Below are 14577 nucleotides of genomic sequence, written 5' to 3' on the forward strand. Positions count from 1 at the left end.
TTGAATATAAATTTTTATTTTTCGTTTCAGCTTTCTATGATTAATTTCTTAATCTTCATTTCTTGTCCGGTAATAATTTCTTTAAACGGACTATTGCATTTTGGGCATGAATCATAAATTTTAGAAATTTTAAATTCATGATTGCACTCTGCGCATCTGGCAAAACCTTCTGGTTCTGTGATGTGGATTTTTGCTTTTTCTAGTACGGTGTTTTTCATGCAACTGTCCCAAACAAATTCTAATGAAGTGATTTCTACGCCTGAAATTTTACCAATTTCTAGGAAAATTTCTTCCACATTGTTGCCCTTAATTTTTGCGACTTCGGCTTCGGCTGTTTTGAGAATTGAGGTTGCGATGGAAAGTTCGTGCATGTTTTTGTTAAATGTTTGATGACAAATCTACATTTTTTTAATGAAATAATGTGTAATAAATATTTCTTAAATAGGATAGTTTTATGATTTTAATCACGTAACTTTGTTGCGATTTAATAATGAACTGTTTATTATTGGTGTATTTTAAACTAAAATTATTTAAATTAATTATAAATTATTGAATTTTATTTTGAGGGTGGTTAGATTTATTTATATTTAGAAGATAAAAATTTTATATAAAAATGGAACATACTAATAAACAAAATGAAACCTACCTAGAAAGCATTGAGAGAAAAGGGTATTCACGAAGAGATTTTATGAAGTTCGTGGCTTTTATTGGTGCTTATATGGGGGTTGAAAGTACTGCTCTAGGGCAAGTTGCAAAATCTTTGGCAACAACTCCTAGACTGCCTGTTATTTGGGAGCATTTCCAAGAATGTACCTGTTGTAGTGAATCTTTTATTCGGTCTGATCATCCTATCGTTGCGGATATTATTCTTGATAAAATTTCACTTGATTACACGTTAACGTTGATGGCTGCAAGTGGTCATCAAGCGGAAGCTGCAAAAAAATCTACCATGGAGAAATATAAAGGAGATTATATTTTGTGTGTGGAAGGTTCTGTACCTTTGGGTGATGATGGTAACTACTGTGTGATTGCAGGTAGAACTGCTATTGATATTTTAAAAGAATCTGCGGCAGGAGCTAAAGCTATTATCGCTTGGGGAAGTTGTGCAACTACAGGTTGTGTTCAGGCGGCTAAGCCAAATCCTACAAATGCAGTTCCTATTAATAAAATTATTACAGATAAACCTATTATAAATGTACCTGGTTGTCCTCCAATTGGTGAGGTGATGGCTGGGATTATTGTTCATGTTGTAGCTTTCGGAAAATTACCAGAATTAGATTCTTCTGGAAGACCAAAAGCTTTTTATTCAAAACGTGTACATGATAGTTGCTACAGAAGACCTTATTTTGATGCAGGGTTATTTGTAGAAAGTTTTGATGACGAAAATGCTAAAAAAGGATATTGTTTGTATAAAGTTGGTTGTAAAGGACCATCTACTTACAATACTTGCGGAAATATGAAATGGAATGGAGGTATTTCTTATCCTATTCAGTCTGGGCATGGTTGTTTAGGATGTAGTGCACCAAATTTCTGGGATGCGGCAGATAGTTTCTATTCTAGAGATTTGAATATTCTAGGTGGAAAAGTAGAAGAAAGTTCTGATGCAATTGGAAAAATTGCTTTAGGAGGTGTGGTTGCTGGTGCAGCAATTCATGCGGTGGCTTCTAATATTTCGAAAAGAAAAGACTTGAATAGAAGAATTAGAGAAGGGGAAGAAGGAGAGAAAAAAATAGCTAAAGATCAAATTTAAATAAAGTAAAATGGCAAATAGAATAGTTGTAGATCCTATAACAAGGATTGAAGGTCATTTAAGAGCAGAAGTAGAAATTACCGACGGAACCATAAAAGATGCTTTTTTGTCGTCAACAATGGTTAGAGGTTTAGAAAATATAGTAAAAGGCAGAAATCCAAAAGATGTTTGGGCTTTTGTACAAAGAACATGCGGTGTGTGTACTTCTACACATGCTATCGCTTCTATTAGATCTGTAGAAAATGCGCTTGGAATTACCATTCCACCAAATGCAGAGATGGTGAGAAATATAATGTTGGGCACGGTTCATCTTCATGATCATGTGGTGCATTTTTATCATTTGCATGCTTTTGATTGGGTAGATGTTATCAACGGTTTGAGCGCAGACCCAGTTAAGACATCTCAGTTGGCTCAGTCAATTTCAAATTGGCCAAAATCTTCTCCTGGATATTTTTCAGATTTACAAAAACGTCTTAAAAAATTTGTAGATAGCGGGCAATTAGGGATTTTTGCTAACGGATATTGGGGGCATCCTGCTATGAAACTTCCACCAGAAGCTAATCTCATGGCAACAGCTCATTATCTAGAAGCTTTAGAATGGCAAAAAGAAATTGTAAAAATTCATGCTATTTTTGGAGGGAAAAATCCTCACCCAAATTTTTTGGTTGGAGGTATGGCTTGTGCTATTAATACAGATGATGCAAGTGGTTTAAATGCCGAAAGATTGGCTTTGGTTCAAAAATTATTGATTCAAGGTAAAGAATTTGTAGAACAAGTTTACTTACCAGATGTACTTGCTATTGCGGGATTCTACAAAGATTGGGGCTCAATAGGAGGTTTTCATAATTTTATGGCTTTCGGAGATTTCCCAATGGAAGGCTATGGAAATAAGGATATGAGTACTTACAAAATTCCGTCTGGAGTAATTTTAAATAAAGATTTGTCTAAAGTTCATGATGTGGATTTAGAAGACCTTAAAACTGTTGAAGAATTTGTTAATAATTCTTGGTACGATTATTCGGGTGATCCAAAAGGAGGAAAACAACCTTGGAGCGGAGAAACAAATATTAATTATACTGGTCCAAAACCTCCGTACGAATATTTAGATGTTGACCAAAAATACAGCTACATTAAAACACCACGTTGGAAAGGTCAAGCAATGGAAGTAGGTCCTTTAGCAAGAATGTTAGTAGGATATGCACAGGGAAGACCAGAATATAAAGAAATTGTAGATTCTTCGCTTTCTAAACTTCAACTTCCTGCTGATGTTTTATTCTCTACTTTAGGAAGAACAGCAGCGCGTGCTATGGAAAGTCAGTTAATTGCAGATTGGAATTTAGAATTCTATGATAGATTAATTGATAACATTAAAGGCGGTGATGATAGAATGGCAAATGTAGAAAAATGGGAAACGAATACTTGGCCTGCAGAAGCAAAAGGTGTAGGTAGAGTAGAAGCTCCTAGAGGTGGCTTAAGTCATTGGATTGTGATTAAAGATGGTAAAACCGAAAATTACCAGCAAATTGTTCCTTCCACTTGGAATGCTTCACCTAGAGACCCAAAAGGACAGCGTTCTCCTTATGAAAGTACATTAATTAACACACCAGTTGCAGACCCAGAATTGCCTTTAGAAATTATTAGAACAATTCACTCTTTCGACCCTTGTATTGCTTGTGCAGTGCATTTGTACGACGAAAAAGGAGAGATTATTAAAGAAGTAAACAATATTTCTGTTTGTAACGTTTAATTTCTAGAAATAATGAGTACTACGGATACTAACATAAAAACGGTAACCTTCAGAAGAGCCTACATTTGGCAATTACCAGTGCGTTTCTTTCATTGGATTAATGCTTTTGCTTTGGTTTTTCTTATTATTACAGGGTTTTTAATTGCAAATCCACCTGCAATAATGACGGCAAAAGAAGCTTCAGGGCAATTTTGGATGGGTTACATCAGAGAAGTGCATTTTATCAGTGCTTATGCATTTGTTGCTGCAATGTTTATGAGGGTTTATTGGGCTTTTGCAGGAAATCGATTTGCTAATTGGAGACAATTTGTGCCTTTTGATAAACAAGGTTTAGAAAAAATTTGGCATGTAATTAAATATGATATTTTTCTATTTAATGAGAAAGAATATAATTTCAGAAGTATTCCTATTGGGCATAATGCGGTAGCTGCAGCATCGTACTTGGTGATGTTTATTTTGGCAGTAGTAATGATGTGTACAGGTTTTGCTATGTATGCGCCTAATTCTACTTGGTTTTTCCCGAAAATGTTTACTTGGGTAACAGATTTATTCGGTGGTGACGAGCAAAAAGTAAGAATGGTTCACCATATTTTAATGTGGGCTTTTATTCTTTTTATTGGAGTGCATTTTTATCTGGTACTTTTCCACGATTGGCTCGAAGGAAGAGGAGAATCTTCTGCTATGGTGAGCGGTTATAAATTTTGCCGTACCGAAAGATTTGAACAATTTGAAGACTTAACAGAAAAACAAGAAGAAAAATAATATTTTAACAACCAACCAATAGATTCCCTGAAACGAATAATTTCGGGGAATTTTTTGCCTAAAATTTTTATATTTTGGAAAATAATACAGAAACTTTTCAATATACAACAGATAAATTCCTTTCTAGCGGTAACGATATTCTTATCCTTGGAATTGGAAATTATTTAATGGGAGACGAAGGCGTTGGAGTTCAGTTTATTCATCATTTAGATACAACAGAATTTCCAGAAAATATAAGCTTTTTAGATGGCGGAACTGGTGGTTTTACACTCGTTCCTTACATCGAAAGTCATCCTCATGTTATTATTGTAGATGCTACGATGGACGAAAAAGAAGAAGGTACAATTACACTTCTGAAACCTAAATTTTCAGACGATTTCCCTATTTCTTTAAGTGGACACAATTTTGGCTTGAAAGACATGGTGGATATTCTCTCCTTTATGGATAAAATGCCAAATATTTACCTTTTTACCATTACTATTTCTAAAATGGAACCTATGTATTTGGAACTTTCTCCAAAAGTTGCAGAAGCCATTCTAAAAGTTACCGAAATGGTTTTAGATTTAGTTCAAAAAATTAGAAAAGAAAACTAAATATCTGCGCTTTGAAAATATCTTTAGATATTTCTTTGCGAACTTAAAAATGTAATGATTTAAAAAAATAAATTTGCGCCTTTGCGTTAAAAAGAATATCATCAAAACACAAGAAATACATATTTCAGGTAGAGTTCAAGGAGTTGGTTTTCGCCCTTTTATTTTCAATTTAGCATTAGAATTTGGCTTAAAAGGCTATGTTTCTAATGACGAGTTGGGCGTAATTATTATTTGTCAAGGAGAAAATATTAAAGAATTTTTTGATGAAATTCATCACAAAAAACCAAAATCTTCCGAAATTATTTTTTCTGAAATTAAAGAAATAGAAACAATCGAAATTTTTGAAAATTTCTTTATCAAACCTACCGAAAAAAACATTGTTGTCGATATTCCTTTGACTCCGGATTTTGCAACTTGCGAATCTTGTGAAAATGAGCTTTTTAACGAAAAAAAACCAAGATATTTCTATCCTTTTATCACTTGTACACAATGTGGGCCGAGATATTCTATTACCAAGAAATTTCCTTTCGAAAGAGAAAATACTTCAATTGAAGCATTTAAAATGTGCCCGAATTGTTTAGAAGAATACAAAAATCCAGAAGATGTAAGATTTCATTCTCAAACCAATTCTTGCCCAAATTGTGGCATTCAAATTTGGTTAAAAGACAATCAAGGAAACGAATTTAAAGGTTCTAACAAAGAAATTTTCGAAAAATTAGCGTTAGAATTGTCAAAAGGTAAAATTATTGCCTTGAAAAATATTGCAGGATATTTGTTGATGTGTGATGCAACCAATTCTGAAGTCGTTTCTGAGTTGAGAAAAAGAAAAAGAAGACCTACAAAACCTTTCGCTGTTCTTTTTTCTGGAATTGAAAAAATGCAAGATTATTTAGAAATTTCAGAATTGCAAATTCAGCAGTTCAAATCTTCTGAAAGTCCTATTGTTGTTACAAAAATTAAAGAAAAACGAGATTTGCCAATTGATGAGATTTCGCCAAATATGAATTCTGTTGGTGCAATGTTTCCTTATTCTGGAATTTTAAAATTGATTTCGAAAATTTTTAGCAAACCGCTTATCGCAACCAGTGGAAATTTTCACGGTTCTCCCATTTGTTCTACCACAGAAGAAGCTGAGCAAATTTTAGGGAAAATTGCAGATTTTTTCTTGCACAATACCTTAGAAATTCAGCATCCTCAAGACGATTCTGTGGTTAAATTTTCTCCTAAACATCAACAAAAAATCGTTTTTCGTCGTGCCAGAGGTTTTGCTCCGAATTATTTTTTTGCTGAAGAACTTTCGCAACTCAATAAAGAAAAAAATAAAATTCTTTGTTTGGGTGGAGATTTAAAAAACACTTTCGCAGTAGTTCCAAATAATCACATTTATATTTCAGAATACATTGGAGATTTAGCGAATTTTGAAACTTATCAAAGATTCGAAAATACGGTAAAATCTTATCAAGAAATTTTCAATTTTTCGCCAGAAATTATTCTTAAAGATTTACATCCAAAATATGAAAATCAAAATATTATTTCTAAGTTTTCAAATGTTAAATTAAAAGAAATTCAGCATCACAAAGCACATTTTTCTGCTATTTTAGGTGAAAAAAAACTTTGGAAAAAAAATAAAGTTCTCGGTGTAATTTGGGACGGAATTGGTTTCGGAACTTCAACTGAAATTTGGGGCGGAGAATTTTTTCTTCATGAAAATGAAGAAATAATAAGAGTTGCTCAACTCGAAAATTTTGCATGGATTTTAGGTGATAAAATGTCTAAAACGCCTAAAATTTCTGCTTTATCTATTCTTTTTGATAGTGAAGAAAAGAGTTGCAAAGTGGCGATAATCAATAGCATAGGGCAAAGCCCAATGAAAAATGAGACGGAAATTTGTGAAGCGCCGAAGGTGCGAAATCAAAATTATTTAAAACAATTTTTTGATGAAAACGAATGGAAGATTTATACCAACTTAATTGAAAAATCTGAAGTGAAAGCTTCATCTATGGGAAGGTTTTTTGATGCAGTTTCTTTTGTTTTAGGTTTTGAAAAATCAATTCATTTCGAAGGAGAATCTGCAATGTGGTTAGAAAAGATTTCGCAAGATGCTTTTGATGAAAATGTAAAGTTGATTGATTATTTAGAAGAAGAAAATTTTGAAAATATTCCTACAAAAAAACTATTTTTAAAAGTTTTTGAAGAAAAATTATTAGGAAAAAATCTAGGAGAAATCGGACTGAATTTTCATTACACTTTAATTAAAGCGATTGAAAAAATTGCAGAAAAGAATAACGTAAAAGAACTTGCTTTTTCTGGTGGAGTTTGGCAAAATGCACTTTTGGTAGATTTAGCAATTGATGTTTTAGGTGATAAATTTTCATTAAATTTCCACGAAAAACTTTCTCCGAATGATGAAAACATCAGTTTCGGACAATTGAATTATTATTTGAATTTGATGTAATAAGTACAATGTACAATCGTACAAAGTATAACATAATAAAATACATCCGACATTATACATAAATACATTATACAAAAATATGGACATTTACGATTTATTAGGAAAAATAGACCACACCGCAGACCAAGACAAGGTTTCTTACTCCGCAGGAGTTGTTTTTGCGATGAGTTTGAAAGATATGGGCTTCGAAGATTTAAAATACGAAGATTTTATCGATGGGATGAAAACAATTTTTGAGAAGACCACTCCTAAAATTTCCCCCAAAAAATCAATTGATATTTTTAATAATTATGTGATGCTGCTTCGTCAGGATTTATCGATGAAAAATGAAGAAGAAGGTAAAGCTCTGCTTGAAAAAAATAGAGAAAATCCTAAAATTACTGAATTAGAAAGCGGGTTGCAATACGAAATTTTAGTACAAGGAAATGGCGAAATTCCAAAAATTACAGATGAGGTAGAGGTTGAATATGAAGGATATTTGCTAGATTCTCAAGTTTTTGATTCTACCAAAGATTCTGGTGCTAAAGTTTTCAATATTCAAGAAATGATACTTGGTTGGCAAGAAATTCTTACCAAAATGCAAGAAGGTTCTCGTTATAAAGTTTTTATTCCACCACATTTGGCGTATGGCGAAAATGGCGCATCACCAATGATTCAGCCTAATGCAACCTTAGTTTTTATTATCGAACTGAATAAAATTGTTTAAGACCTTTCTTTATCAAATTTAAATTGATTAAATTCGTGGCAAGAAAATATTAAAAAGTAACACGATGGCGCAAGTAAGATTTGGAGTGAGTTTAGACGAAGACGTTTTGAAAGAATTAGACCAATTCGTTCTGGATAATCATTTGCCAAATCGTTCACAAGCTATTCGACATTTGGTTGAAAACCGAATTGTAGATAAAAAATGGAAAGAAAATGATGTTGTTTCTGGTGCAATCGTGTTGCTTTTTGATCATCACAAAGGTGATATTGGCGTAAAAATGAATGAAATTCAGCACCAATTTTACAAAGAAATTCTTTCTGCTCAACATTTTCATTTGGACCACGATAATTGTTTGGAAATTATTGCGGTAAAAGGAAATGCAGATAGATTAACCGATTTGGCAAATCAATTAATTGGCTTAAAGGGAATTATCCACGGTAAATTAGTGACCAGTAAAATGATATAAACTAACCCTTTCAGAGTTTTAAACTCTGAAAGGGTTTTTTAATTTGCAAAAAGTGACACGAAAATAATAAAAAGTAACACAATGAAATTCAAAATCATTATTTTTTCTCTGATTTTATTTGCAGTTAATACTGCTTTTTCTCAAAATTTAAAAGGAATTTATGTATTAAATGAAAATACCAAAACACCAATTTCATCAGTTTTAATAAGTAATTTAGAGAATAGTTTTCAGGTAAATTCAGACGAAAATGGTTTTGTAAATCTTCAAAATTTTAGCTCAGAGAATCAAAAAATTTATGTTTCGGGAATTGGTTATGAGAAGGAAGAATTTGACTTAAATTCCATTAAAAAAGAAAAGAATTTCGGATACATTTTTCTCAATCCCAAAATTGTAAGAATTGAGGAAGTTCAGTTGAAAAGTTCTGCCAAAAACAATATTTTCCAAACGATTTCAGATTTAGATATTCATCTTCGCCCAATCAATAATTCTCAGGAAATTTTACGCTCTGTTCCAGGTCTTTTTATTGGGCAACACGCTGGTGGAGGAAAAGCAGAGCAACTTTTTATTAGAGGTTTTGATGTAGATCATGGCACAGATGTTAATATTTCTGTGGACGGAATTCCTGTAAATATGGTTTCTCACGCTCACGGACAAGGCTATGCAGATTTACATTTTGTAATTCCCGAAATGATTGATAAAGTGAATTTTGACAAAGGATCTTATTTTGCCGATAAAGGCAATTTTGCAACCGCTGGTTTTGTAGATTTTAAAACCAAAGATTTTTTAGAAAACAATTTTGCGAAATTAGAAGTTGGGCAGTTCAAAACATATCGAGGAGTTTTAGGTTTAAATCTTTTGAAAAACAAAAAAGATATTAAAAGCCAAAGTCTTATTTTGGCTACAGAAGCTTATTTTACAGACGGTTATTTTGATAATCCTCAAGATTTTAATCGTTTTAATGGGATTTTGAAATATCATGGAAAGCTGAACGAAAATAATTTTTTAACGGCTTATTTTTCTGGACTTTCCAGCAAATGGAATGCTTCGGGACAAATTCCTGATAGAGCGGTAGAAGATGGAACAATTGGTTGGTACGGAGCGATTGATGCTAACGAAGGTGGCAAAACTTCACGTTATAATTTCAATGCTAATTTGAAATCGTATCTTAAAAATGGTGCAAAACTCAGCAATCAAATTTTTTATACTAAATATCAATTTGAGCTTTATTCTAATTTTACTTTTTTCCTAAATGACCCAATTAATGGTGACCAAATTCGTCAAAAAGAAGATAGAAATTTATATGGATTTAATTCTACTTATGAAAAATCTGTTAATCTATTTGGTTTGAAATCTGATACTTATGCAGGAATTCAACTTCGTTATGATGATGTGAATGAATTGGAACTTTCCAGAACTAAAGATAGAAGTATTACTACTGCAAAATTGAAATTTGGAGATGTAGATGAAGTGAATTTAGGCGTTTTTTGGAGTCAGAAAATCTCCGTTAATCAGAATTTTGATATTACACCTTCATTGAGGTTCGACTATTTTGATAATCAATACCATGATAAACTTTTGAATCAAAAATTGAAATCAAATTCTAATATTTTGAGTCCAAAAATTAAATTTAACTATCGTTTGAACGATAATGTGCAGTTGTACTCTTATTTTGGCAAAGGTTTTCACAGCAATGATACCAGAGTTGCGGTTTTAGAAAATGGGAAAAAAGTGTTGCCTCCAGCTTTGGGAACAGATTTAGGTGGGATTTTTAAAATTGGTAAAAAACTAATTCTACAATCTGCGATTTGGTATCTATGGCTAGACCAAGAATTTGTGTACGTTGGTGATGAAGCAGTGGTAGAAGAAGGAGGAAAAACCGAAAGAATGGGAATTGATGTTACAGCAAGATATGAGATTTATAAAAATTGGTTTGCAGATTTTAATTTGAGTTTGGCAAAATCGAGAAGTTTAGGTGTTTCCTCAAATGAAAATTTAATTCCTCTTGCTCCAAAATTAGTTAGTACAGGAGGAATTACTTACCGAAAAGAAACGGGTTTTAATGGAAGTTTGCGATACCGATTAATGGGAGACAGACCAGCTAATGAAGATAATTCTGTGGTGGCAAAAGGATATTTCGTTTGGGATGGAACATTTAATTATACCACTAAAAATTGGGAATTGGGCATTTCTGTTCAGAATATTTTCAATATAAAATGGAAGGAAACACAGTTTGATACAGAAAGTAGATTGCAAAATGAAGCTTCACCAGTTTCAGAGATTCACTTCACACCGGGAACTCCGTTTTTTAGCAAATTAAGTTTTACTTACTTTTTTTAGGACATATATAATTCTAATAGTTTGTCATTTTGTGAAGCAAAACTTTAGATGAAAAAAGTTTTGCTTCTTTTTTTAGTCATCTGAAGATTCCATAATTGATAATCTATATTTGTGAAGAATTTTAGATTTGGAAAGCATGCCAATAAATTCATCTTTTTCGATTACCGGAAGATACCACGCGTTGGTTTGATCGAATTTTAAAATGATTTTTGTAGGTCTGTCATTTGGAGCAATTTTCGCTGGCGGAACTGTCATAATATCGCCAACATAAGTGTCTTTATGATTGCTTACATCCAAAAGAAGATTAATGTTTTCGCCCAATTGAATCATTCCTAAGAATTTGTGATTTTCGTCTTCTACAACAAATAAATTTTTATCAGTATTTTTAATGATTTTGATAAAATCAGCAATTGAAAGATCTACGTTTACTCTTGGGAAATTGGTTTCTATCAATTTAGTAATGTTGAGTAATTTTATGGTAGATTGGTCTTTGTTATGAGTAATTAAATTGTCTTCTAAACTTAAATTATAGGTATAAACCGAATATTTGTCGTACTTGTATTTTACAACATAAGCTGTTAAAGAAGTAATGATAAGTGGTAAAAGTAAATTGTAACCTCCTGTAATTTCTGCAATTAAGAATATGGAAGTTAGCGGAGCGTGCATTATTGCAGACATCACACCTGCCATTCCTACCAACGCAAAATTGTGCTCTGAAACATTGGTGAATTTTGAAACATTTATAATTCTAGAAAAAGTAAATCCTAAAATTCCTCCAGCAAAAAGTGACGGCGCAAAAACACCTCCAATTCCGCCAGAAGCTGTAGTAAGGCTGCTAGAAATAATTTTCAGAAATAATACTCCAATTAAAAACAGAATAAAAACCATTTCACTTTTTCCGTAAGAATAGAAGATGGTATTGTTCATAATGGCTTTAGGAAAACCCGTTCCTAAGATGTTTTGAAGAGAAATATATCCTTCGCCAAATAACGGCGGGAAGATAAATATTAAAATCCCGACAGATAAACCTCCTAAAATTGCTTTAAGATAAATATTTTTAAATTTCCCAAATTTTCCTTCAATATAGCGTGTTAATCTGATGAAAATTAAAGAGTAAATTCCACAGAAAATGCCTAAAATTATGTACAAAGGAAATTTCGTTTTATCAAAATCTTGAAAAATAGCAAACGAAAAGGTTACTTTTTCGCCCATCATAAAAAACGAAACCAAAGCTCCTGTTACCGATGCTATAAGTAACGGAACAATAGACCACATGCTTAAATCTATCATTAAAACTTCTAGTGAAAAAATAATAGCAGCAATGGGTGCTTTAAAAATTCCAGCAATTGCAGCAGAACATCCACAAGCAATAAGCAATGTTCTAAATTTGAAATTCAGATTAAAATATTTTGCAAAATTACTTCCTATTGCTGCTCCTGTATAAACTACTGGCGCTTCCAATCCTACAGAACCACCAAATCCTACTGTGAGGCTACTCGCAACAACAGACGTGTAAGTATTGCTTTTGTCAATCTTACTTCTTGTTTTAGAAATGGCAGCCAAAACTTTTCCAACACCATGCGCAATGTTTTTCTTTACAAAAAAATGGATGTACAAAACTGTTAATAAAATACCAATTGCAGGCAAAAATATCGTCCAAATATAATAGTGTTCTGTGTAATCTGAATAGACCAATTCTTCTGTCCAGTGAACAATGTTTTTCAATAAAACAGCAGCCAAACCTCCAATTAAACCTACTATAGTACTAGCGGTGTAAAGGAAAGATTGAGGACTATTATATTTAAATTTCCTGAGAAGAATTGGGATTTTTCTTTTGTCTATAAAGTTCATTTTTTAGTATTGAAGAAAAATTACATACAAATTTAAGGTTTTAAAATTTAAAGCGAATTCAATTGCGCAAAAATCATTAAATTGCATGATTGATAAATATCGAAATAATTAAATTATTTTTTCTGAAATGAAATTCCTTACAGAGTATCGCGACCCAGAATTGGTGAAGTTTTATCTTTCTGAAATAGAAAAAACAGTTACCAAACCTTGGAATATTATGGAAATATGTGGCGGACAAACGCATTCTTTGGTCAAAAACGGTTTATTAGAATTACTTCCAGATAAAGTAAGAATGATTCATGGGCCAGGTTGCCCAGTCTGCGTTACTTCAATTTCTTTGATTGATAAAGCAGTTGCTTTGATGGAAAAAGGAGTAATTTTGTGTTCTTTTGGAGATATGGTTCGTGTTCCGGGAAGCAAAAAATCTTTGCTTCAAGCAAAAGCGGATGGTGGTGATTTAAGAATTTTGTATTCTCCGTTAGAAGCGGTAAAAATTGCAGAAAAAAATCCCGAAAAAGAGGTAGTTTTCTTTGCCGTTGGTTTTGAAACTACTGCTCCAAGTAATGCTTTAAGTGTTGTTCATGCTCAAAAATTAGGACTTAAAAATTTCTCACTTCTGGTTTCTCACGTTTTGGTTCCACCAGCAATGGAAGCGATTTTAGATGATGAATTTTGTAATATTGATGCTTTTTTAGGAGCGGGACATGTTTGCACTATTATGGGAACTTCAGAATATTTTCCTTTGGCAGAAAAGTATAAAATTCCGATTGTAGTTTCGGGATTTGAGCCAGCAGATTTGCTTCAAGCGATTTATCACGCCGTTTTGCAATTGGAAAAAGGCGAACATAAAGTAGAAAATTGCTACGAAAGATTAGTAAAAGACGAAGGAAATATTCCTGCTCAAAAAGTAGTGAACGAAATTTTTGAAATTGGAACTCAAGAATGGCGCGGAATAGGCAGTATCCCAGAAAGTGGTTTGGTAATGAAAGATAAATATGCAGAATTTGATGCTGCTAGAAAATTTTCTATTGAAAATTCTGAAAAAAGAGAAGAAAATCTTTGTATTGCCGGCGAAATTCTGAAAGGAATTAAAAAGCCTTTTGAATGTCCTCAATTTGGAAAAACCTGCAATCCCGGTAATCCACTTGGTGCACCTATGGTTTCGTCTGAAGGCGCTTGTGCAGCATATTTTCATTATTCTTAATTAGTGGATTCCCCTCTTCCAGAGGGGTGTCAAAATCTTTGATTTTGACGGGGTGTAAAAAAATATTGAATTTTCAATTTCAAACTTCAAATAAATTAATGTTTAAAATATTACTTACCATATATTCTGGATTAGAACACGCTTTTGAAGCCGACCACTTGTTGGCGGTAAATACTTTGGTTTCTCATAGAGAAAATTTAAAACAATCTCTTAAAGACGGTGTTTTCTGGGGAATTGGTCATACTACTACCATTTTTTTTGTCGGAATTTTAATGATTGGATTCAAATTCAATATTGGAGAAAATGTTTTTAAAAATTTCGAAGCTGGAGTTGGTGTTATGTTGATATTTCTAGGTTTTTATAGAGTTTATAAACTCTATTTCCCGAAAAAACACACACATACTCATAACACTTCCAGAGCCGCTTTTGGTGTAGGATTAATTCACGGTTTGGCTGGCAGTGGAGCTTTGGTAGTTTTGGTTATTTCGCAAATGAAAACGCCTTTCGAAGGTTTAATGTATATTCTCATTTTTGGATTAGGCTCTATTTTCGGGATGTTTTTGGCAGCGTATTTGTTCAGCATTCCTTATACCAAATCGCTTTTAAAATCTAAAAAATTACAAGCTAGTTTGGTGATTATTTCCTCTATACTTTGTATCGTTTACGGAGGAAAAGTGGTTGTTGAAAATTTAGGGTTACTTTAGAA

The 14577-nt window shown here is 32.6% G+C and carries 12 protein-coding genes; 10 read left to right on the forward strand and 2 right to left on the reverse strand.

Translation table 11 applies throughout. The annotated features are described in order from the left end of the window. Positions 1 to 26: 26 nt before the first annotated feature. Positions 27 to 371, reverse strand: coding sequence for a hydrogenase maturation nickel metallochaperone HypA (gene hypA, locus QM746_RS04500; RefSeq protein ID WP_414983117.1), 345 nt, complete (start codon positions 369 to 371; stop codon positions 27 to 29). 242 nt (positions 372 to 613) lie between these two features. Between hypA and QM746_RS04505 the strand changes: the two genes are divergently transcribed. From QM746_RS04505 to QM746_RS04540, 8 genes are all read left to right on the forward strand, one after another. Then, on the forward strand, positions 614 to 1750 hold the full coding sequence (locus QM746_RS04505) for a hydrogenase small subunit (protein WP_414983118.1): 1137 nt from the start codon (positions 614 to 616) through the stop codon (positions 1748 to 1750). Between the two features lie 10 nt (positions 1751 to 1760). Further along, positions 1761 to 3497 carry a nickel-dependent hydrogenase large subunit gene (locus QM746_RS04510; RefSeq protein ID WP_414983119.1) on the forward strand — a complete coding sequence of 579 codons (1737 nt, stop codon included), beginning with the start codon at positions 1761 to 1763 and terminating at the stop codon, positions 3495 to 3497. Positions 3498 to 3509: 12 nt separating this feature from the next. Beyond that, positions 3510 to 4259 carry a Ni/Fe-hydrogenase, b-type cytochrome subunit gene (cybH, locus tag QM746_RS04515; RefSeq protein WP_414983120.1) on the forward strand — a complete coding sequence of 250 codons (750 nt, stop codon included), beginning with the start codon at positions 3510 to 3512 and terminating at the stop codon, positions 4257 to 4259. Between the two features lie 74 nt (positions 4260 to 4333). After that, on the forward strand, positions 4334 to 4852 hold the full coding sequence (locus QM746_RS04520) for a hydrogenase maturation protease (RefSeq protein ID WP_414983121.1): 519 nt from the start codon (positions 4334 to 4336) through the stop codon (positions 4850 to 4852). Between the two features lie 73 nt (positions 4853 to 4925). Further along, the gene (gene hypF / locus QM746_RS04525) at positions 4926 to 7307 is read left to right on the forward strand and encodes a carbamoyltransferase HypF (RefSeq protein WP_414983122.1); all 2382 of its coding nucleotides are present in this window, start codon (positions 4926 to 4928) and stop codon (positions 7305 to 7307) included. Between the two features lie 79 nt (positions 7308 to 7386). Then, positions 7387 to 8013, forward strand: a complete 627-nt coding sequence (locus QM746_RS04530) for an FKBP-type peptidyl-prolyl cis-trans isomerase (RefSeq protein WP_414983123.1) — start codon at positions 7387 to 7389, stop codon at positions 8011 to 8013. Between the two features lie 64 nt (positions 8014 to 8077). Continuing rightward, entirely contained in the window at positions 8078 to 8479 is a 402-nt protein-coding gene (gene nikR / locus QM746_RS04535) for a nickel-responsive transcriptional regulator NikR (protein WP_414983124.1), read from the forward strand. Between the two features lie 81 nt (positions 8480 to 8560). Then, on the forward strand, positions 8561 to 10816 hold the full coding sequence (locus QM746_RS04540) for a TonB-dependent receptor (protein ID WP_414983125.1): 2256 nt from the start codon (positions 8561 to 8563) through the stop codon (positions 10814 to 10816). 72 nt (positions 10817 to 10888) lie between these two features. On the opposite strand, the gene QM746_RS04545 is transcribed toward QM746_RS04540, so the two are convergent. Continuing rightward, complete coding sequence (locus tag QM746_RS04545; RefSeq protein WP_414983126.1) at positions 10889 to 12667, reverse strand: chloride channel protein; 1779 nt, start codon at positions 12665 to 12667, stop codon at positions 10889 to 10891. A gap of 127 nt (positions 12668 to 12794) precedes the next feature. On the opposite strand from QM746_RS04545, the gene hypD reads away from it, so the two are divergent. Further along, on the forward strand, positions 12795 to 13871 hold the full coding sequence (hypD, locus tag QM746_RS04550) for a hydrogenase formation protein HypD (protein WP_414983127.1): 1077 nt from the start codon (positions 12795 to 12797) through the stop codon (positions 13869 to 13871). 98 nt (positions 13872 to 13969) lie between these two features. Then, positions 13970 to 14575 (forward strand): hypothetical protein, encoded by a 606-nt coding sequence (locus tag QM746_RS04555; protein WP_414983128.1) that lies wholly within the window; start codon positions 13970 to 13972, stop codon positions 14573 to 14575. Positions 14576 to 14577 lie beyond the last annotated feature (2 nt).

Origin of the sequence: Cloacibacterium sp. (genome assembly GCF_047601505.1) — a bacterium.
Classification (GTDB): Bacteria; Bacteroidota; Bacteroidia; order Flavobacteriales; family Weeksellaceae; genus Cloacibacterium.